This window comes from Serinibacter salmoneus (assembly GCF_002563925.1).
GTDB lineage: Bacteria > Actinomycetota > Actinomycetes > Actinomycetales > Beutenbergiaceae > Serinibacter > Serinibacter salmoneus.
This window is the reverse complement of the sequence record NZ_PDJD01000001.1, coordinates 1,423,259-1,441,567: the sequence shown is the minus strand read 5'-3', so window position 1 is coordinate 1,441,567 and position 18,309 is coordinate 1,423,259. Positions and strand designations below refer to the sequence as shown.

Below are 18,309 nucleotides of genomic sequence, written 5' to 3'. Positions count from 1 at the left end.
ATGACCGACCGCACCCCCTTGATGGTGGGCAACTGGAAGCTGAACCTGGACCACCACCAGGGCATCCAGCTCGTCCAGAAGCTCGCCTGGTCCCTGAAGGACGCCGAGCACGACTACGAGGCCGTCGAGGTCGCCGTGGCGCCGTCCTTCACGAGCCTGCGCAGCGTGCAGACGCTCATCGACGCCGACGAACTCGGCATCAAGCTCTCCTCGCAGGACATCTCCTCCCACGCCAAGGGCGCCTACACCGGTGAGGTCTCCGCCGAGCAGCTCACGGCGCTCGGGGTCGACTTCGCGATCGTCGGTCACTCCGAGCGGCGTGACTACCACGGCGAGTCGGACACGATCGTGGGAGCCAAGGTGGCCGCAGCAATCGCCGCGGGCATCACACCCATCCTGTGCGTGGGGGAGAAGCTCGAGGTCCGCCAGGCGGGCGAGCACGTCTCGCTCACGCTGAGCCAGATCGACGGCGCGCTGGAGGGGCTGAGCGCCGAGCAGGTCGCCGACGTCGTGGTCGCCTACGAGCCCGTCTGGGCGATCGGCACCGGTGAGGTGGCGACGCCCGAGGATGCGCAGGAGATGGCCGAGGCGATCCGTGCGCGTGTCGCCGAGACCGTCGACCCCGATGTGGCCGCAGGCATGCGGATCCTCTACGGCGGCAGCGTGAAGGCCGACAACGTGGCGGCCATCATGGCCAAGCCGGATGTGGACGGCGCCCTCGTGGGCGGCGCGAGCCTGGTCGTGGAGCAGTTCGCCGCGATCGCGGGGTTCCGCTCCCTGTGACAACGACACGGTGATCGGGCGGGGTGTGGCACCCCGCCCGATCGCCTATCCTTGACGGGCCGGACGGCCGGCATCGCTCAGCGCGGCTGAGCGCGACTCGACGAAGGGCAAAGTGGCGTGGACGCGCTCCGAATCGGACTCCAGGTGATCCTGGTCCTCACCAGTGTGATCCTGGTCCTGACGATCCTCATGCACAAGGGACGTGGCGGGGGAATGTCGGACATGTTCGGTGGTGGTCTCTCCAGCGGTTTCAGTTCATCGGGGGTCGCGGAGCGGAACCTGAACCGCATCACGATCGGCACGGCGGTGCTGTGGGGCACCTGCGTGATTCTGCTGGGACTGATCCAGCGCTACTCGTTCTGAGGGGACAGACATGGCTGGTGGAAGCGCGATACGTGGATCCCGCGTCGGAGCGGGGCCGATGGGTGAGGCCGAACGGGGTGAGGCCGCACCGAGACTATGGATCTCCTACTGGTGCGCCGCCGGTCACGAGACCCGGCCCAGTTTCGCCGCCGAGGCCGGGGACGAGGCGCCCGAGACGTGGGACTGTCCGCGATGCGGGCTCCCGGCCGGGCAGGACAAGGCCAACCCCCCGCAGGCCCCGCGCAATGAGCCCTACAAGACACACCTCGCCTACGTGAAGGAGCGTCGCAGCGAGGCAGAGGGCGCCGAGCTGCTGGACGAGGCCATCGCCGCGCTGCGGGAGCGCCGCGGCGGCGCCTAGAGCGACCTGGTCAGACGACCCGACGACGAACGGCCGGTGGAGCATCGCTCCACCGGCCGTTCGCGTCACGGCTACTCAGTCCTGCGAGTCCAGGAATGCGGGCAGGCCTCGGGTGAGGACGTCCTCGTACACGGTGTCGGGGTCGAGCCGTCGCAGGTCCTCGATCAGCGAGTCCGACCGGGTCCGCAGCGGCAGGGACACCCGGTGATGGATCCCGCTGGGTTCGGTGATACGCAGGATCGTGGTGTCCACCGGTCGGTCCAGGACGAGGTCGCCCGCGCCGCCGCTCAACGTCACCCCGACCAGCGCCGGGGCCTGTGGCGCGTCGGCGATCGTCACCGGGACACCCAGCGCCCCGTACAGCCAGGCGGCCAGGAGCACCACCGAGGGGTGGTCGGCGCGCCCGGTCACGGTGATCGAGGTGAGGTCCTCGACGTCGACGTCGTCCAGCGCCGCGGCGAGCAGCCCCCGCCACAGGGTGGCACGTGCCCAGGCCAGGTCGGTGTCGCCGGCGGCGTGGTTCTCGGCCAGTTCGCGCAGATGACCGAGCGGGTCCTCACACCCGAGCACATCCGTGATGCGCCGCTGGGCCATGCGCCCGAGTTGATCACTGGAGGGAACTGCGGGCGCCGTCGTCGGCCACCACGCCACGATCGGCGCGTCCGGGAGCAGCAGCGGCATCACCAGGGTGTCCAACTGCTCTGCGGCGCCCCCACGGGGTCGCAGCACGATGATCTCGGAGGCTCCGGCGTCGCGCCCCACCCGGATCTCCGCGTCCAGCCCGTCCTCGGTGCGCTCGGGATCGGACCGAGGGCCCTCGGAGGCGATCACGATCACCCGGCACGGGTGCTCGCGGCTGGCTGCATTGGCGGCCTCGATCGCGTCCTCCACCGCGTCGGCCTCCGCGGCCACCAGGAGGGTGAACACGCGTCCGAGCGCCACCGCACCGCCCTCGTCCCGCAGGTGCACGAGCTGGTCGGCGATGGCGGAGGAGGTCGTCTCCTGCAGGGTGATCTTCACGGTCGCCTCCAGGCTCGGCCGTCGCGGGCCATCATCTCGTCGGCACTGGGCGGACCCCAGGTGCCGGGGCGGTAGGCATCGGGCAGCACACTCGAACTCTCCCAGTGCTGCAGGATCGGGTCGAGCACCCGCCAGGAGAGCTCCACCTCCTTGCTGTGCGGGAACAGCGGCGGATCGCCCAGCAGCACGTCCAGGATGAGCCGTTCGTACGCCTCCGGGGAGTTCTCCGTGAAGGCGTGCCCGTACCCGAAGTCCATGGTCACGTCCCGCACCTCCATCACGGTGCCCGGGACCTTGGCGCCGAAGCGCAGCGTCACACCCTCGTCCGGCTGGACCCGGATCACCAGCGCGTTCTCCCCGAGCTCGACCGTGTCCGGCAGCGGGAACGGCAGGTGCGGGGCCCGCTTGAACACGATGGCGATCTCGGTGACCCGGCGCCCCAGGCGCTTGCCGGTGCGCAGGTAGAACGGCACGCCCGCCCACCGTCGGGTGTTCACGTCGAGCCGGATCGCGGCGAAGGTGTCGGTGATCGAATCGGCCGGGATGCCGTTCTCCTCGTGGAAGCCCTTGACCTTCTCCCCGCCCTGCCAGCCCGAGGCGTACTGGCCGCGCGCGGTGTGGGCCGCGATGTCCTCGGGCAGCGTGATGGCCGAGAGGACCTTCTCCTTCTCCGCCCGCAGCGCCTTGGGGTCGAAGGAGACGGGTTCCTCCATGGCGGTCAGCGCCAACAGTTGCAGGAGGTGGTTCTGGATCACGTCGCGCGCACTGCCCACGCCGTCGTAGTACCCGGCGCGGGAGCCGATGCCGATGTCCTCGGCCATCGTGATCTGCACGTGGTCCACGTAGTTCGCGTTCCAGATCGGCTCGAACATCTGGTTCGCGAACCGCAGCGCCAGCAGGTTCTGCACCGTCTCCTTGCCGAGGTAGTGGTCGATGCGGAACACCGAGTCGCCCGGGAAGACCGACTCGACCACGGACTGCAACTCCAGCGCGGAGGCCAGGTCGTGGCCGAAGGGCTTCTCGATGACCACGCGACGCCACGCGTCGCCCTCGCTCTCGGACAGGCCCGAGCGCGCGAGCTGCCGGCACACCAGCGGGAAGGCGCTCGGCGGCACGGACAGGTAGAAGGCGTGGTTGCCCGCGGTGCCGCGCTCCGCGTCGAGCTCGCGCACGGTCGCCGCGAGCCGGTCGAAGGCGTCGTCGTCGTCGAACTCGCCCGGGACGAACCGGATGCCCTGCTCCAGCTGGCGCCACACCCGCTCCCGGAACGGGGTGCGGGCGTGCTGCTGCACTGCCTCCTTGGTGACCTGGGCGAAGTGATCGGCGTTCCAGTCGCGCCGCGCGAACCCGGTCAACCCGAATCCGGGCGGTAGCAGGCCGCGATTGGCGAGGTCGTAGACCGCGGGCAGCAGCTTCTTGCGCGCCAGGTCCCCGGTCACGCCGAAGATGACGAGACCCGCCGGCCCCGCGATGCGGGGGAGCCGGCGGTCCTCGTCATTGCGCAGGGGGTTCGGGCTCACGCGGCGTCCTGGAGGGCGGCGGTCACCGTGGCCAGGAGGTTCTCCCAGCTCGCGATGAAGGACTCCACGCCCTCGCGGGTCAGGGTGGCGATGATCTCCTCGTACGGCACCCCGACCCGCACCACGGCCTCCAGGGTGGCCACCGCGTCGGAGACAGTGTCGGTCACCGTGTCGAAGGCGTCCTCGCCCGCGGGGACACGGGCGTGGTCGAAGGAGGCCTGCAGGGTCTTCTCCGGCATGGTGTTGACGACATCGGCCACCACGAGCTGATCCACGTACATCGTGTCGGGGTAGTCGGCGTTCTTCGTGCCGGTGGAGGCCCACAGCGGTCGCTGCACCTGCGCACCGGCCTGGGCGAGCGACTGCCAGCGCGGCGAGCCGATGATCTCCAGGTAGGCGCCGTACGTGGCGCGGGCACCGGCGATCGCGGCCGTCCCGCGCAGTTCGAGCGCCTCCGGGGTGCCGATGCCCTCCAGCACGGGGTCGATCTTCGCGTCGATCCGGGAGAGGAACACCGACGCCACCGAGGCGATGGCCGACAGGTCCACTCCGGCGGCCTTCGCGCGCTCCAGCCCGTCGAGGTAGGCGAGGGCAACGGCGCGGTAGGTGTCGACGTCGAAGATCAGCGTGGCGTTGACCGAGATCCCCTCGGAGATCACCTCGGTGATCGCGAGCAGGCCCTCGGGTGTGGCCGGGATCTTGATGTACACGTTCGAGCGGTCCACGAGGCTCCACAGCTCGCGGGCCTGGGCGATCGTGCCCTCGGTGTCGTGGGCCAGGCGCGGGTCCACCTCGATCGAGACGCGGGCGTCTCCCGGCCGGGCCTGCGGCAGCTCGGCGGCGAAGACGTCGGCAGCGGCGCGCACGTCGTCCGTGGTCATCGCCCGGACCGCCTCCTCCACGCCGGCCCCGGCTGCGGCGAGCGCTGCCACCTGCTCGGCGTAGGCCTCCCCGTCGGCGATCGCCTTGTCGAAGATGGTCGGGTTGGTGGTCACCCCCACCACGTGGCGGGTGCGGATGAGTTCCGTCAGGTTGCCGGAGGCGAGTCGAGCGCGCGAGAGGTCGTCGAGCCACGGCGACACACCGGATTCCACGATGCGGGCGAGGGGGTCGGTTGCCATGAGAGTCTCCTGTCGTCGGTGAGTCAGGGTGTGATGTCGAGTGGGGGCGGGGTCAGGACTGGTCGCCGGTCCCGGAACCGCCGGCGGTGGCGCCGACCGGGGTCGGGTCCGGGTTCCCGGCGGCTGCCGCGAGCGACTCGCGCGCCGCAGCGACGACGGCCTGCGCCGTGATACCGAACTCGCGGAAGAGGGTCGCGGCGTCTGCGGAGGCGCCGTAGTGGTCGATGCCGACGATGCGTCCGGCGTCCCCGACGATGCCGTGCCAGGACAGCGGCACGCCGGCCTCCACGGCCACCCGGGCGCGCACGTCACCGGGCAGCACCGCGGAGCGGTAGTCCTCCTCCTGCGCGGCGAACCACTCCAGGCACGGAGCGGAAACCACCCGGGTGGGCACTCCCTCGGCCTCGAGCGTCTCCCGTGCGGCCACGGCCAGCTGCACCTCGGAGCCGGTACCCACGAGGATGACCTCGGGCGTACCGGTCGAGGCCTCCTGCAGCACGTAGGCGCCGCGAGCGACCGCCTCCTCGGCGAAGCCCTGCTCACCACGCGGGAACACCGGGAGGTTCTGGCGCGACAGGATCAGGCCGGTGGGGCCGCCCTTGACGAGCGTGGCCAGCCAGGCGGCAGCGGTCTCGGTGGCGTCGGCGGGTCGCACGACGGCGAGGCCCGGCATCGCGCGCAGCGCGGCCAGGTGCTCGATCGGCTGGTGCGTCGGGCCGTCCTCACCGACTCCGATGGAGTCGTGGGTCCACACGTAGGTGACGTCCACGCCCATGATGGCGGACAGCCGCACGGCGCCCCGCATGAAGTCGGAGAAGGTCAGGAACGTGCCACCGTAGGGGCGGGTCAGACCGTGCAGGGCGATGCCGTTGAGGATCGCGCCCATCGCGTGCTCGCGGATGCCGAAGTGCAGCGTGCGGCCGTAGGGGTCACCCGCGAACTCCGCAGAGGAGCGTTCGACCGGGAGGAAGGAGGGCTCCCCCGCCATCGTCGTGTTGTTGGAGCCGGCGAGGTCGGCGCTGCCCCCCCAGAGCTCGGGCAGCGGGTCGGCGAGGGCCGCCAGCACCTTCCCGGAGGCGGCACGTGTGGCGAGTGAGGTCCCGGCCTCGAACGTGGGCAGCGCCTGCGCCAGATCGGCGGGCAGCTCGCGTGCGACGAGACGGTCCAGGAGTGCGGCGCGCTCGGGGTTCGCCTCCCGCCATGCCTGGTACCGGATGTCCCACTCGGCGCGTGCGGCCCCACCCCGCTCGCCGAGCGCTCGGGTGTGTGCGAGCACCTCCTCGGCGACGGCGAAGGAGGCCTGCGGGTCCAGGCCGAGCGCGGACTTCAGCCCCGCGACCTCCTCGGCGCCGAGCTTGGAGCCGTGGGCGCCGTGGGTGTCCTGCTTGGTGGGGCTGGGCCACGCCATGATGGTGCGCAGCCGGATGATCGAAGGCTTGCCCGTCTCCGACTTCGCCGCGGCGAGCGCCGCGGCGAGCGCGTCCACGTCCTCGCGGTACTCCGTGCCGCCGTGGGTCCAGTCCACCGACTGGGTGTGCCAGCCGTAGGCCTCGTAGCGAGCGAGCACGTCCTCGGTGAACGCGATCGAGGTGTGACCCTCGATGGTGATGTGGTTGTCGTCCCAGATGACCACGAGGTTGCCGAGGTCCTGGGTGCCGGCGAGGGAGCTGGCCTCGGAGGAGATGCCCTCCTGTAGGCAGCCGTCGCCGGCGATCACGTAGACCATGTGGTCGAACGGGCTCTCGCCGGCCGGCGCCTGCGGGTCCAGCAGACCGCGCTCACGGCGCGCCGCCATGGCCATGCCGACGGCGGATGCCAGCCCGGTGCCCAGCGGTCCCGTCGTGATCTCGATGCCGTCGGTGTGCTTGTACTCAGGGTGGCCCGGGGTCTTGGAACCCCAGGTGCGCAGTGACTCGAGGTCCTCCAGCTCCAGGCCCCAGCCGCCGAGGTAGAGCTGGATGTACTGGGTGAGGCTGGAGTGCCCGGCGGAGAGCACGAACCGGTCGCGACCCAACCAGTGGGGGTCGGCGGGGTCGTGTCGCATCACGTTCTGGAAAAGCAGGTACGCGGCGGGGGCCAGGCTGATCGCGGTTCCCGGGTGACCGTTGCCCACCTTCTCCACCGCGTCCGCGGCCAGTGCCTTGGCGGTGGCGACGGCGGCGAGGTCGAGGTCGTTCCACCCGACGGTGGTGGCGTTCGGAGAGGCGACGTTCACTGGTGCTCCTTGCTCTGGGCGGGTGCGGGCGTACTCTGACGTCACGCTGGTCGGTCGTGCGCGCGTCAGCCGACGGTGGCCCCGCGCTGCGGGACCTCCCGGCGGTGCACCATCGACCCTACCCGGCGAGGGCCCTGTCCAGCACGGGCAGGGGCGGCCCGTCTCACGCATCGGCCCGGCACCCATAGGATGGGGGTGGACCGCGGACCCAGACGGAAGGACTGCCACGTGGCGCACACGGACTCCCGGCCCGCACGGGTGACTTCCGGCGCCCCCGGGAGGGTCACGCACACGCCCGGGACGGTCGGTCATCGGCCCACGTGGCGTGGCCGGCTCGCGGCGTACGTTTCGCTGACCAAGCCCCGCGTGATCGAGCTCCTGCTCGTGACGACGGTCCCCACCATGATCCTCGCCGCGGACGGCTGGCCAGGGCTGTGGCTGGTGGTGGCGACCCTCGTCGGTGGCGCCGTGGCCGCCGGCTCGGCGAACGCGCTCAACTGCGTCTTCGATCGTGACATCGACGCGAAGATGGGCCGCACCAAGCGCCGCCCGCTGGTCACGGGGGAGATCTCGCCCCGTGCCGGGACGATCTTCGGCCTCACCCTGGGTGTGGTCTCGATCGCCTGGTTCGCCCTCCTGGTCAACGTGGTGGCCGCGGCACTCACGCTGGCCGCGATCCTGCTCTACGTCGTGGGCTACACCATGATCCTGAAGCGGCGCACATCCCAGAACATCGTGTGGGGCGGAGCTGCAGGCTGCATGCCAGTCGTGATCGGGTGGTCGGCGGTCACCGGCTCGCTGGCCTGGCCCGCCCTGGTGCTGTTCGGGATCATCTTCCTGTGGACACCCCCGCACTACTGGCCCCTGTCCATGAGGTTCCGTGCCGACTACGAGGCGGCCGGCGTGCCGATGCTGCCGGTGGTGGCATCGCAACGTAGGGTGGCTGCCGAGATGCTCGGGTACGCGGTCGCGATGGTCGCCTGCAGCCTGCTGCTGACCCCGGTCGCCGGGATGTCCTGGGTGTACACGGTGGTCGCGGCGGCTGCCGGTGCGTGGTTCCTGGTGATGTGCGTTCGTCTGATGCGGCTGGCCTCCCGCCCGGAGACCGAGCGCACCGCCGGGCGTGCACCGGCCATGGCGGTCTTCCACGCCTCGATCACCTACTTGACGCTGGTGTTCGCCGCGGTCGCCGTGGACCCGTTCCTGCCGTGGTGACGCGGGGCCTCACCCGGCTCCTGGAGGACTACCTGGCGCACCTGTCGGTGGAGCGCGGGGTGAGTGCCCACACCTCCGCCGCCTACCGCCGCGACCTCACGCGGTACCTGTCCTACCTCACGGCTGCCGGCCACAGCGACATCACCGCGGTGGATACCGGTGGCGTGGAGCAGTACGTCGAGGTCCTGCGGCTCGGTTCCGACGGTGGCCGGCCGCTCTCAGCAGCCTCCACCTCCCGCGCCGTGGTCGCCGTGCGCGGTCTGCACCGGTTCGCCGTGCAGGAGGGACACCGTGAGGACGACCCGGCCGCCGGGGTGCGCCCGCCGGCTGGGACCAAGCGGTTGCCGAAGGCGATCAGTGTGGAGGAGGTCGAGCGTCTCCTGGAGGCGGCGTCCGCCAGCGAGGGTCCCGCGGGACTACGCGATCGCGCGCTCCTGGAACTGCTCTATTCCACCGGGGCGCGGATCTCCGAGGCGGTCACCCTGGCGGTGGACGATCTCGACCTCGACGCGCCCGAGCCGGTGGTCCGGCTCTTCGGTAAGGGCCGACGGGTCCGCGTGGTGCCGGTCGGCTCCCACGCCACGCGTGCCGTCGGGGCCTACCTCGTGCGGGCGCGGCCCAGCCTTGCTGCCCGTGGCCGTGGGGGAGCGGTCCTGTTCCTCGGTCAGCGCGGCGCGCCGCTGTCCCGGCAGTCCGCGTGGGCCGTGCTGCAGGCATCAGCGCAGCGTGCCGGTCTGGACGCGCACGTCTCCCCGCACACCCTGCGGCACTCCTTCGCCACGCACCTGCTGGCCGGGGGCGCGGACGTGCGGGTGGTCCAGGAGCTCCTCGGGCACGCCTCGGTCACCACCACCCAGATCTACACCCACGTCACGGTGCAGACCCTGCGCGAGGTCTACGCCACCTCCCATCCCCGCGCACAGGGCTGAGGGGACGAGGCAGGGGGCTGCTCCCGTGCGTTCCGGCACGACTCGGCACGTCTCGCCCGCCAGGGGCGCCCGGCGCGATACGGTGAGCCGGTGAGTGATGTGCAGCCGACACTTGACGTCGACACGGCGACCGCGGGGACGACGCCCGCCGATTTCCCCGAGCCTGCGCCACTTGCCTCGCACGGGCCCGCGCGCATCATTGCGATGTGCAACCAGAAGGGCGGCGTGGGGAAGACCACGACCACCATCAACCTGGGCGCCGCGTTGGCGGAGTACGGCCGGCGTGTGTTGCTGGTCGACTTCGACCCGCAGGGTGCCGCGTCGGCGGGTCTGGGGATCAACGCCAACGAGCTCGAGGCCACGATCTACACGGCGTTGATGGCGCCACGATTCGATGTGCACGACATCGTCCACGAGACCTCGGTACCGGGCCTGAACCTGGTGCCGGCGAACATCGATCTGTCCGCCGCCGAGGTACAGCTCGTCAACGAGGTCGCCCGGGAGCAGGCGCTGGCCCGGGTGCTTCGTGGCGTGTCGGAGGAGTACGACGTCATCCTCGTGGACTGCCAGCCCTCGCTCGGCCTGCTGACCGTGAACGCGCTCACCGCCGCCCACGGCGTGATCGTGCCGCTGGAGACGGAGTTCTTCGCGCTGCGCGGGGTCGCGCTGCTGCTGGAGACCATCGAGAAGGTGCGCGATCGCCTCAACCCGCGCCTGCGTACGGACGGCATCCTGGCCACCATGTTCGACGGGCGCACCCTGCACGCCCGCGAAGTGCTCGCGCGTGTGCGGGAGGCATTCGGGGAGGACGTGTTCACCACCGTGATCGGGCGCACCATCAAGTTCCCCGATGCCTCGGTGGCCACCGAACCGATCACCACCTACGCGCCCTCGCACCCGGGCGCGCTCGCCTACCGCACGCTCGCCCGTGAACTCGTCTCCCGCGGCGACGTCGCCTGAGGACCGCAGCCCGGACCGCACCGCGCAAGGTTCCGGCGGCTTCGAGGTCAACCTCGAGAACTTCTCCGGACCGTTCGACCTGCTGCTCTCGCTGATCGCGAAGCACAAGATGGACGTCACCGAGGTGGCGCTGGCGGTCGTCACCGACGACTTCATCGCCCATCTCGCGGCACAGGGCACCTGGGAACTGGACACCGCGAGTGAGTTCCTCGTGATCGGCGCCACCCTGCTCGACCTCAAGGCTGCCCGGCTGCTGCCCGGAGCCGACACCGAGGACCCCGAGGACATGGAACTCCTGGAGGCTCGCGACCTGCTGTTCGCGCGGCTGCTGCAGTACCGCGCGTACAAGCAGGTGGCGGCCGACCTCGGGGACCGGTGGGAGCGTGCCGCGCACTCCTTCCCCCGTGCGGTGGCCCTGGAGGAGGAGTTCGCGGCGCTGTTGCCGGAGTTGGTCCTGGCCATCGGCCCCCAGGACCTGGCCAGGCTGGCGGCACGCGCGTTGACGCCACGGCCGGAACCCGTGGTGGGGATCAGCCACCTGCACACCGCGGTGAGCGTCGCCGAACAGGCCGCCGTGCTGACCGCGCGGCTGCGCCGTGTGCGGGCGGCGACCTTCGCGGAACTGACGGCGGATGCGGACGGTGCGGGCGTCGTCGTCGCGAGGTTCCTGGCGCTGCTGGACCTCTACCGCCGGGCGGCGGTCGATTTCGAGCAGGCCGAGAGCCTCGGCACCCTGACCGTGACCTGGACCGGGGGAGCGGCCGAGGTGGTGGTCTCCTCGGAGTTCGACGAGCCGATAACCTCACCTGGTGACTGAACGGCAGCCGGTACACCAGGCCACCCCTGACGCGGCCGATCTTCCCGACCCCGCTGAGTTGCCGGGCGGTGAGGCCGCCGTGCTCGAGGCGATCCTCGCGGTCGTGGACGAGCCCATCAGCACCGCCCGGATCGCGGCGGTGCTCGGCACCAGCCACGCCGAGGCGCACACCCTGGCGCTCTCGCTGGCCGCGCAGTACCGCGGTGAGGACGGCTCCCGGCCCCGCGGCTTCGAACTGCGGGAGGTCGACGGCGCCTGGCGGCTCTACTCCGCCCCCGCCTACTCCGCGTTCGTGCGCCACCTCGTGCTGGAGGGACAGACGGCGCGGCTGACGCAGGCGTCCCTGGAGACGCTCGCGGTCATCGCCTACCGGCAGCCCGTCACGCGGGGGAGGATCGCGGCCGTGCGTGGGGTGAACGTGGACGGCGTGGTGCGCACACTCCTGGGGCGTGGACTGATCGAGGAGGCGGGACGCGACGGCGAGGGCGGCGCCGTGTTGTACCGCACCACCACCTACTTCCTGGAGCGGATGGGGCTGTCGGATCTCGGGGATCTCCCGCCGCTGGCGCCCTACCTGCCCGAGATCGACGAACTGGACGGGAGCGACCTACGGTGAGCGAGGAGACGAGCGGACGGATCCGCCTGCAGAAGGTACTGGCCGGCGCGGGATTCGGGTCCCGCCGCGCCTGCGAGAACCTGATCGTGGACGGGCGGGTCTCGGTGAACGGCGAGGTGACCGACCAGCTGGGCAGCCGGATGGACCCCGCGGTGGACACGCTGCACGTGGACGGACTGCGGGTCCAGTTGGACGCCTCGAGCCTGACGCTCGCGCTGAACAAGCCCGCGGGGGTGCTCTCGGCGATGTCGGACGACCGCGGCCGCCCCACCCTCGCACCGTGGGTCGAGTCCGCCGGCACCCGCCTGGTGCACGTGGGCCGGTTGGACGCCGAGACCACCGGACTGCTGCTGCTGACCAACGACGGCGAGCTCGCCCATCGTCTCGCGCACCCCTCCTACGAGGTCCCGAAGACCTACGTCGCCACGGTGCGAGGCAGCGTGGGCGCGGGTGCGCGTCGCGCGCTCCTGGCGGGGATCGACCTGGAGGACGGAGCGGTCCGGGCGGACACCTTCAAGGTGCTCGAGGCCCGGGCGAACGCCTCCGTGGTGCAGCTCTCGCTGCACTCCGGGCGCAACCGCATCGTGCGGCGGATGCTGGAGGCCGTGGGGCACCCCGTCACGCAACTGACGCGCACCCAGGTCGGCGCGGTGCGACTCGGCTCGTTGCGCGAGGGGGAGACGCGCGTGGTCGCCGGCACAGAGCTCGGCACGCTGATGGCGCAGGTGGGCCTGTGAACCCGGGAGCGGGACTGCGCGACGGTGCCGCCATCGCCACCGCGGGACCGGTTCGCGTCATCGGCACGGGACTGCTCGGGGCGAGCCTGGGCCTGGCGTTGGCGCGACACGGCGTTCCCGTGCAGCTCGCGGACGCCTCGCCGGCGGCCTCCGCGCTCGCACGTGACCTCGGGGCCGGCGACCTCGTCGCCACCGCCGATGCGATGCCCGAACCCGCCCTCGTGGTGGTGGCGGTCCCGCCGGATGTGACCAGCGATGCCGTCGCCGAGGCGCTGCGGGCGCATCCGGGCGCCGTGGTCACGGACGTGGCCAGCGTGAAGGCCGTGGTGCTCGCCGAATTGCGCGCGCAACGCGAGCGGGGCGACCTGATCGGGAGCGACCTCGCCCGCTACGTGGGCTCCCACCCGATGGCAGGCCGCGAGCGCTCCGGCGCCGCGGCGGCGGATCCGGACCTGTTCGCCTCCCGGCCGTGGGTGATCGCCCCGCACGAGGACTCCTCGAGCGCGGCCGAGCTCGCCGTGCGCACTCTCGCGGTCGACGTCGGAGGGATCCCGGTGCGGATGGCCGCCGGCGAGCACGACGAAGCCGTGGCGGTCGTCTCGCACGTGCCTCAGGTGGTGGCCTCCCTGACGGCCTCGTTGCTGACCGACACCCCCACCGAGGCGCTCGGCCTGGCCGGGCAGGGCCTGCGGGACGTCACCAGGATCGCTGCCAGTGATCCGCGGCTGTGGTCGGCGATCCTGGTCGGCAACGCCGGTGCGGTCGCGGCCAGGCTGGCCCGGGTGCGCGAGGAGATCGATACCCTGGTGGCGGCGCTGGAGCGCGCGGCCGCCGAGGGTCCCCTCACCCCGGGCGCGATGGCCGCGGCCAGTGCGGTGGTGCGGCGAGGCAATGACGGCGTCGCGCGCATCCCCGGCAAGCACGGCGGCGTGCGGCGTACCTACGCCGAGGTCACCGTGTTGGTGCCGGACGAACCGGGAGCACTCGGGCGGCTGTTCGCCCAGGTTGGAGAGTTGGACGTGAACATCGAGGACTTCGAGATGGAACACGCCCCGCGTCAGCGGGTCGGCCTGGCGATGCTGTCGGTGATGCCCGACGCCGCCACGGCGCTCGAGGAGGGCCTCACCGCCCGCGGCTGGCGTGTGGTGGTCGCATGAGCGGCGTCGTCGTCGCGCTCGACGGTCCCTCCGGGTCGGGGAAGTCCACGGTCGGGCGGCACCTCGCGACCACCTTCCACCTGGCCTGCCTGGACACCGGCGCGATGTTCCGCGCCGTGGCGTGGGGATGCCTGGCCGACGGCGTGGACCTGAGCGACCACGCCGCCACCGAACGTCACGCCCGCGACCTCGACATCACGATGGGCCTGGACCCCGACGATGCCCGGGTGTGGGTGCGTGAGCACGACATCACCACCGAGATCCGCACCGACCGGATCACGACGGCGGTCACCGAGGTCGCCACCAACCTCGGGGTGCGCGCCGAGCTGAAGCGGCGTCAGCGCGCCATCATCGAGGCCGAGCGCACCGGGGGGTACAGCGGCGGTCACGGCATCCTCGCCGAGGGGCGGGACATCACCACGGTGGTGGCGCCGGATGCCGACGTGCGCATCCTGCTGGTGGCGGGGGAGGAGGCCCGGCTGCGCCGCCGGGCGTTGGAGACCCTAGGCCGCGACGACGCCGAGGCGCTGGAGGCCACGCGCGCCCTGGTGGTCACCCGGGACCAGCGGGACTCCACGGTCTCGCAGTTCCTCACGCCGGCCGAGGGCGTCACCCCGCTGGACTCCTCCACCCTGAGCCTTGCCGAGACCCTCGAGGCCGCCACGGCGCTGGTCACCGCGGGCCTCGAGCGGCTGCGCCGTGAGTAGGGCACAGCGGCACTACGGCCGCGACGTCACCCCGGGCGACATCCGGCGGTGGGGACCGCGCTGGTCGCGTCACGTCGGGGCGTTCCTGGACCACGTCTGGTGGAACACCCGTGTGGTGGGTGCGGAGCACATCCCGGCGAGCGGACGGGTGCTGATCGCCCCCAATCACACCGGCATCGTGGACGGACCCGTGGTCCACGGCGCCCTGCCCCGGGGTTCGCACTTCCTCGTGAAGGAGGAGTTCTTCACCTCCCGGCTCGGGTTCCTCATGGAGCTCTCGGGGCAGATCCCGGTGGACCGCAGCCAGGGGCACCCGGCGCTCGTGACCGCGCAGGCGCTCCTGGAGGAGGACCGCGTGGTGGGGGTCTTCCCGGAGGGCACCCGCGGCCGCGGCGACGTCGCCTCCGCCCGCGCGGGCATCGCGTGGCTCGCCGCCCACACCGGGAGCCCGATCGTGCCGTGCGCGGTGCTGGGTACCCGGCCGGACGGCACGCCCCGCGGCCACGTGCCCCGGCCCCGCTCCCGCCTGCACGTGGAGTTCGGGCCCGCGATCCCCGCCCCGCCGGATTCCTCGCGCCGGTCGGTGGCCCAGACGATGGCCACGCTGCGGGCCGCCATGGTGGAGTTGCTGGCCGATGCCCAGGCCCGCACCGGGATGCGGCTGCCGGCGGATGCTGCCGAGGCGCCACCGCCCGCGGTGTGAGGCGCCCCGAGGACCTGGGACAATGGCGGGGTGAGTGAGTCAGAACACCCCGACGGCGCCCCGATCACCGACGAGCACCCGGACGAACACGAGTCCACGCTCGACGGCGTGAGCCTCGCCGACCGCCTGACCGAGTCCGAGGAGGACCTGAGGGCGAGCGAGGTCATGCGCGCGGGCCTCGAGGCCTACGAGCTCGGCGAGGAGGACCAGGCCGTCCTGTCCGGGGTGCGCGAACTGGACCCCGATGAGGTGCCCGACTCCTCGCTCCCGGTGCTCGCCGTCGTCGGCCGGCCGAACGTGGGTAAGTCCACGCTCGTCAACCGCATCCTCGGGCGCCGCGAGGCCGTGGTGCAGGACACCCCGGGTGTCACCCGGGACCGGGTGCGCTACCGCGCCGAATGGGCCGGCCGCCCCTTCATCCTCGTGGACACCGGGGGCTGGGAGCACGACGCCCGCGGCCTGGACGGCAGGGTGGCGCAGCAGGCGGAGATCGCGATCTCGCTGGCGGATGCGGTGATGTTCGTCGTGGATGCCACCGTGGGTCCCACCAGCACCGACGAGCACGTGGTGCGGGTGCTGCGCCGTTCGGGCAAGCCCGCGCTGCTCGTGGCCAACAAGGTCGACTCCCATCGGGACGAGGCGGACGCCGCCACCCTGTGGGGCCTCGGCCTGGGGCAGCCCTACCCGGTCTCCGCCCTGCACGGGCGGGGCAGTGGTGACCTGCTGGACGCCGCGATGCTGCTGCTGCCCGACGTGACCGCGGTCGGCGGCCAACTGCCGGCCGGCGGACCGCGCCGGGTGGCGCTGGTGGGCCGTCCGAACGTCGGGAAGTCCTCGCTGCTGAACTCGATCCTGGGTCAGCAGCGCGTGGTGGTCGACGACGTGGCCGGCACCACCCGCGACCCCGTGGACGAACTGGTGGACGTGGGCGGGCAGCCGTGGGTGTTCGTCGACACCGCCGGGATCCGGCGCCGGGTCAATCAGACCCAGGGCGCGGACTTCTACGCCTCATTGCGCACCCAGGCCGCGATCGAGAAGGCCGAGGTGGCGGTGGTGCTCATCGACGCCAGCACCCCGATGACCGAGCAGGACATCCGGGTGGTGCAGATGGCGGTGGACGCCGGCCGCGCGCTGGTGATCGCCTACAACAAATGGGACCTCGTGGACGAGGACCGCCGCCCGTTCCTGGAGCGGGAGATCGAACGCGAACTCGTCCAGATCACCTGGGCGCCGCGGGTGAACATCTCCGCGCGCACCCGCTGGCACGTGGACCGGCTCGCCAAGCACCTGGACGCCGCGCTGGAGGGGTGGGAGACCCGCATCCCCACGGGCCGGTTGAACTCCTTCCTCGGCGAGCTTGCCGCCGCGCACCCGCACCCGGTGCGAGGCGGCAAGCAGCCGCGGATCCTGTTCGGGACCCAGGCCGACACCCGGCCGCCCCGATTCGTGCTGTTCGCCACCGGGTTCCTCGAGCACGGCTACCGCCGGTTCATCGAGCGCCGGTTGCGCGAGGAGTTCGGGTTCGTCGGCACGCCGATCGAGATCAGCATGCGGGTGCGGGAGAAGCGCAAGAACCGCCGCTGAGGCCCGCACCCGCCCCTCTCAGCGCGTGAGCGCGCTGTCCCGGCCGAGCTCCTCCAGCAGGCGCAGCCAGATCTCGCTGATCGTGGGGTAGGCGGGGACCGCGTGCCACAACCGGTGCACGGGGATCTCGCCCACCACCGCCATGGTGGCGGCCTGCACGAGTTCGCCCACGTCCGCGCCCACGAACGTGGCGCCGAGCACCACCGACCGCTCGGTGTCCACCACCAGGCGGGCCTGGCCGGTGTAGCCCTGCGCGAAGACCGCGGCTCCGGCGACCCAGCCCAGGTTGTAGTCGACGGCCTTCACGCGCTGCTCGCCGAACCGCTCGGTGGCCTGCGCGGCGCTCAGCCCGACCGAGGCCACCTCGGGTCGGGTGAAGGTGACCTGCGGCACGGCGTCATGGTCGGCGGTGGCGACGTGGGCCCCCCACGGGGCGTCGTCCAGGGCGCGGCCGGAGGCGATCGCCGCGATCGCGTCTCCCGCGGCGCGCGCCTGGTACTTGCCCTGGTGGGTCAGCAGCGCCCTCCCGTTCACGTCGCCCACGGCCCACAGCCACCCCAGCGGCGCGCCGTCGTCGTCGAGCACCCGCATCGCCTCGTCCACCTGCACCCGCTCGGGTGCGCCCTCGGGCGGGGCGGGGCGGCGCCCGGTGGCCACGACGACCTCGTCGGCCTCGATGACCTCGCCCGAGCCGAGCGTGGCACGGACCACGCCGTCCTGCCCGCGCTCCACCCGCTCGGCGCTCGTGCCCAGGCGCACGTCCGCGCCCATCTCGCGCAGGGAGGCCGCCACGGCCTCGCCCGCGAACGGTTCGTTGCGTTCCAGCAGCCGCTCACCGCGCACGAGCATCGTGACCCGGCTGCCCAGGTCCGTGAACGCCGTCGCGAACTCGCTGCCGACCACGCCGCCGCCGATGATCAGCACGCGCTCGGGCACGCTCTCGGCCGAGATCGCCTCCCGGTTGGTCCACGGCGAGGCCTCGGCCAGGCCCGGGACGGGCGGGATCGTGGGGCGGCTGCCGGTGGCGAGCACCACCGCGTGGCGAGCGGTGAGCACCAGCGGATCCTCGCCGTCGCGCACCACCTCGACCGTGCGTTCCCCGGCCAGCCGGCCACGACCGCGCACCAGGTCGATACCGGCGCCGGACAGCCAGGAGACCTGACCGTCGTCCTTCCAGTGCGAGGCGAAGGAGTCCCGGTAGGCCAGGCTCGCCGCGGCGTCGATCCGCTCGGCGGTGACCTCCCGGGCGCCGGGGACCGCCCGGGCCGCCGCGAGGGCGTGCCCGGGGCGCAGCAGGGCCTTGGTGGGCATGCACGCCCAGTAGGAGCACTCGCCGCCCACCAGTTCGGCCTCCACGATGACGGCGCTCAGTCCGCCCTGGACGGCGCGGTCGGCCGCGTTCTCCCCGACGGGGCCGGCCCCGATCACGATGACGTCATAGGTGTTCATCACCCGAGGCTAGATGCGCGGGAGCGCGGGCGCCATCGGGTGAGGGAACACC

The 18,309-nt window shown here is 72.1% G+C and carries 18 protein-coding genes; 13 read left to right on the top strand and 5 right to left on the bottom strand.

What is annotated here, in order from left to right; translation table 11 throughout:
• The 3 genes from tpiA to ATL40_RS06345 all read left to right on the top strand — a co-directional run bounded on the left by tpiA (nucleotide 1) and on the right by ATL40_RS06345 (nucleotide 1,507).
• A complete protein-coding gene (gene tpiA, locus ATL40_RS06355; protein ID WP_098468803.1) occupies nucleotides 1-783 on the top strand; it encodes a triose-phosphate isomerase in 783 nt (260 codons plus the stop codon).
• 117 nt (nucleotides 784-900) lie between these two features.
• Complete coding sequence (secG, locus tag ATL40_RS06350) at nucleotides 901-1,146, top strand: preprotein translocase subunit SecG (protein ID WP_098468802.1); 246 nt, start codon at nucleotides 901-903, stop codon at nucleotides 1,144-1,146.
• A 10-nt stretch (nucleotides 1,147-1,156) separates the two neighbouring features.
• The gene (locus tag ATL40_RS06345) at nucleotides 1,157-1,507 is read left to right on the top strand and encodes an RNA polymerase-binding protein RbpA (protein ID WP_098468801.1); all 351 of its coding nucleotides are present in this window, start codon (nucleotides 1,157-1,159) and stop codon (nucleotides 1,505-1,507) included.
• A 75-nt stretch (nucleotides 1,508-1,582) separates the two neighbouring features.
• Here ATL40_RS06345 and ATL40_RS06340 read toward each other — a convergent pair whose 3' ends face one another.
• The 4 genes from ATL40_RS06340 to tkt are packed head-to-tail and all read right to left on the bottom strand — an operon-like array spanning nucleotide 1,583 to nucleotide 7,383.
• Nucleotides 1,583-2,527, bottom strand: a complete 945-nt coding sequence (locus ATL40_RS06340) for a glucose-6-phosphate dehydrogenase assembly protein OpcA (protein ID WP_098468800.1) — start codon at nucleotides 2,525-2,527, stop codon at nucleotides 1,583-1,585.
• Entirely contained in the window at nucleotides 2,524-4,047 is a 1,524-nt protein-coding gene (zwf, locus tag ATL40_RS06335; RefSeq protein ID WP_098468799.1) for a glucose-6-phosphate dehydrogenase, read from the bottom strand. The genes ATL40_RS06340 and zwf overlap by 4 nt, the downstream gene beginning before the upstream one ends.
• Nucleotides 4,044-5,168 (bottom strand): transaldolase, encoded by a 1,125-nt coding sequence (tal, locus tag ATL40_RS06330; RefSeq protein WP_098468798.1) that lies wholly within the window; start codon nucleotides 5,166-5,168, stop codon nucleotides 4,044-4,046. Before tal ends, zwf begins: the two co-directional genes overlap by 4 nt.
• A 52-nt stretch (nucleotides 5,169-5,220) precedes the next feature.
• Nucleotides 5,221-7,383: a transketolase gene (gene tkt, locus ATL40_RS06325; protein ID WP_211283072.1), complete on the bottom strand. Its 2,163-nt coding sequence runs from the start codon at nucleotides 7,381-7,383 to the stop codon at nucleotides 5,221-5,223.
• Between the two features lie 189 nt (nucleotides 7,384-7,572).
• On the opposite strand from tkt, the gene ATL40_RS06320 reads away from it, so the two are divergent.
• The 10 genes from ATL40_RS06320 to der all read left to right on the top strand — a co-directional run bounded on the left by ATL40_RS06320 (nucleotide 7,573) and on the right by der (nucleotide 16,808).
• Nucleotides 7,573-8,598, top strand: coding sequence for a heme o synthase (locus ATL40_RS06320; protein WP_098468796.1), 1,026 nt, complete (start codon nucleotides 7,573-7,575; stop codon nucleotides 8,596-8,598).
• The gene (gene xerD / locus ATL40_RS06315) at nucleotides 8,595-9,527 is read left to right on the top strand and encodes a site-specific tyrosine recombinase XerD (RefSeq protein WP_098470332.1); all 933 of its coding nucleotides are present in this window, start codon (nucleotides 8,595-8,597) and stop codon (nucleotides 9,525-9,527) included. The genes ATL40_RS06320 and xerD overlap by 4 nt, the downstream gene beginning before the upstream one ends.
• Before the next feature lie 99 nt (nucleotides 9,528-9,626).
• Nucleotides 9,627-10,487 (top strand): ParA family protein, encoded by an 861-nt coding sequence (locus ATL40_RS06310; RefSeq protein ID WP_245867207.1) that lies wholly within the window; start codon nucleotides 9,627-9,629, stop codon nucleotides 10,485-10,487.
• On the top strand, nucleotides 10,456-11,304 hold the full coding sequence (locus ATL40_RS06305; RefSeq protein ID WP_245866829.1) for a segregation and condensation protein A: 849 nt from the start codon (nucleotides 10,456-10,458) through the stop codon (nucleotides 11,302-11,304). Before ATL40_RS06310 ends, ATL40_RS06305 begins: the two co-directional genes overlap by 32 nt.
• Nucleotides 11,297-11,920 (top strand): SMC-Scp complex subunit ScpB, encoded by a 624-nt coding sequence (scpB, locus tag ATL40_RS06300; protein WP_245866825.1) that lies wholly within the window; start codon nucleotides 11,297-11,299, stop codon nucleotides 11,918-11,920. The genes ATL40_RS06305 and scpB overlap by 8 nt, the downstream gene beginning before the upstream one ends.
• Nucleotides 11,917-12,657 carry a pseudouridine synthase gene (locus ATL40_RS06295; RefSeq protein WP_098468793.1) on the top strand — a complete coding sequence of 247 codons (741 nt, stop codon included), beginning with the start codon at nucleotides 11,917-11,919 and terminating at the stop codon, nucleotides 12,655-12,657. The genes scpB and ATL40_RS06295 overlap by 4 nt, the downstream gene beginning before the upstream one ends.
• Nucleotides 12,654-13,814: a prephenate dehydrogenase gene (locus ATL40_RS06290; protein ID WP_098468792.1), complete on the top strand. Its 1,161-nt coding sequence runs from the start codon at nucleotides 12,654-12,656 to the stop codon at nucleotides 13,812-13,814. Before ATL40_RS06295 ends, ATL40_RS06290 begins: the two co-directional genes overlap by 4 nt.
• The gene (gene cmk, locus ATL40_RS06285) at nucleotides 13,811-14,521 is read left to right on the top strand and encodes a (d)CMP kinase (RefSeq protein WP_098468791.1); all 711 of its coding nucleotides are present in this window, start codon (nucleotides 13,811-13,813) and stop codon (nucleotides 14,519-14,521) included. The genes ATL40_RS06290 and cmk overlap by 4 nt, the downstream gene beginning before the upstream one ends.
• Entirely contained in the window at nucleotides 14,514-15,224 is a 711-nt protein-coding gene (locus ATL40_RS06280; RefSeq protein ID WP_098468790.1) for a lysophospholipid acyltransferase family protein, read from the top strand. The genes cmk and ATL40_RS06280 overlap by 8 nt, the downstream gene beginning before the upstream one ends.
• A gap of 30 nt (nucleotides 15,225-15,254) precedes the next feature.
• The gene (gene der, locus ATL40_RS06275) at nucleotides 15,255-16,808 is read left to right on the top strand and encodes a ribosome biogenesis GTPase Der (RefSeq protein WP_098468789.1); all 1,554 of its coding nucleotides are present in this window, start codon (nucleotides 15,255-15,257) and stop codon (nucleotides 16,806-16,808) included.
• An 18-nt stretch (nucleotides 16,809-16,826) separates the two neighbouring features.
• Here the strand turns inward: der and ATL40_RS06270 are convergent, their stop codons facing one another.
• Nucleotides 16,827-18,257 carry a dihydrolipoyl dehydrogenase family protein gene (locus ATL40_RS06270; RefSeq protein ID WP_098468788.1) on the bottom strand — a complete coding sequence of 477 codons (1,431 nt, stop codon included), beginning with the start codon at nucleotides 18,255-18,257 and terminating at the stop codon, nucleotides 16,827-16,829.
• Nucleotides 18,258-18,309: the final 52 nt, after the last annotated feature.

Coding starts and splice junctions, on each gene's coding strand:
- ATL40_RS06345 (WP_098468801.1), top strand. CDS start 1,157: ATGGCTGGTGGAAGCGCGATACGTGGATCCCGCGTCGGAGCGGGGCCG.
- ATL40_RS06270 (WP_098468788.1), bottom strand. CDS start 18,257: ATGAACACCTATGACGTCATCGTGATCGGGGCCGGCCCCGTCGGGGAG.
- cmk (WP_098468791.1), top strand. CDS start 13,811: ATGAGCGGCGTCGTCGTCGCGCTCGACGGTCCCTCCGGGTCGGGGAAG.
- tal (WP_098468798.1), bottom strand. CDS start 5,168: ATGGCAACCGACCCCCTCGCCCGCATCGTGGAATCCGGTGTGTCGCCG.
- tpiA (WP_098468803.1), top strand. CDS start 1: ATGACCGACCGCACCCCCTTGATGGTGGGCAACTGGAAGCTGAACCTG.
- ATL40_RS06320 (WP_098468796.1), top strand. CDS start 7,573: ATGGGGGTGGACCGCGGACCCAGACGGAAGGACTGCCACGTGGCGCAC.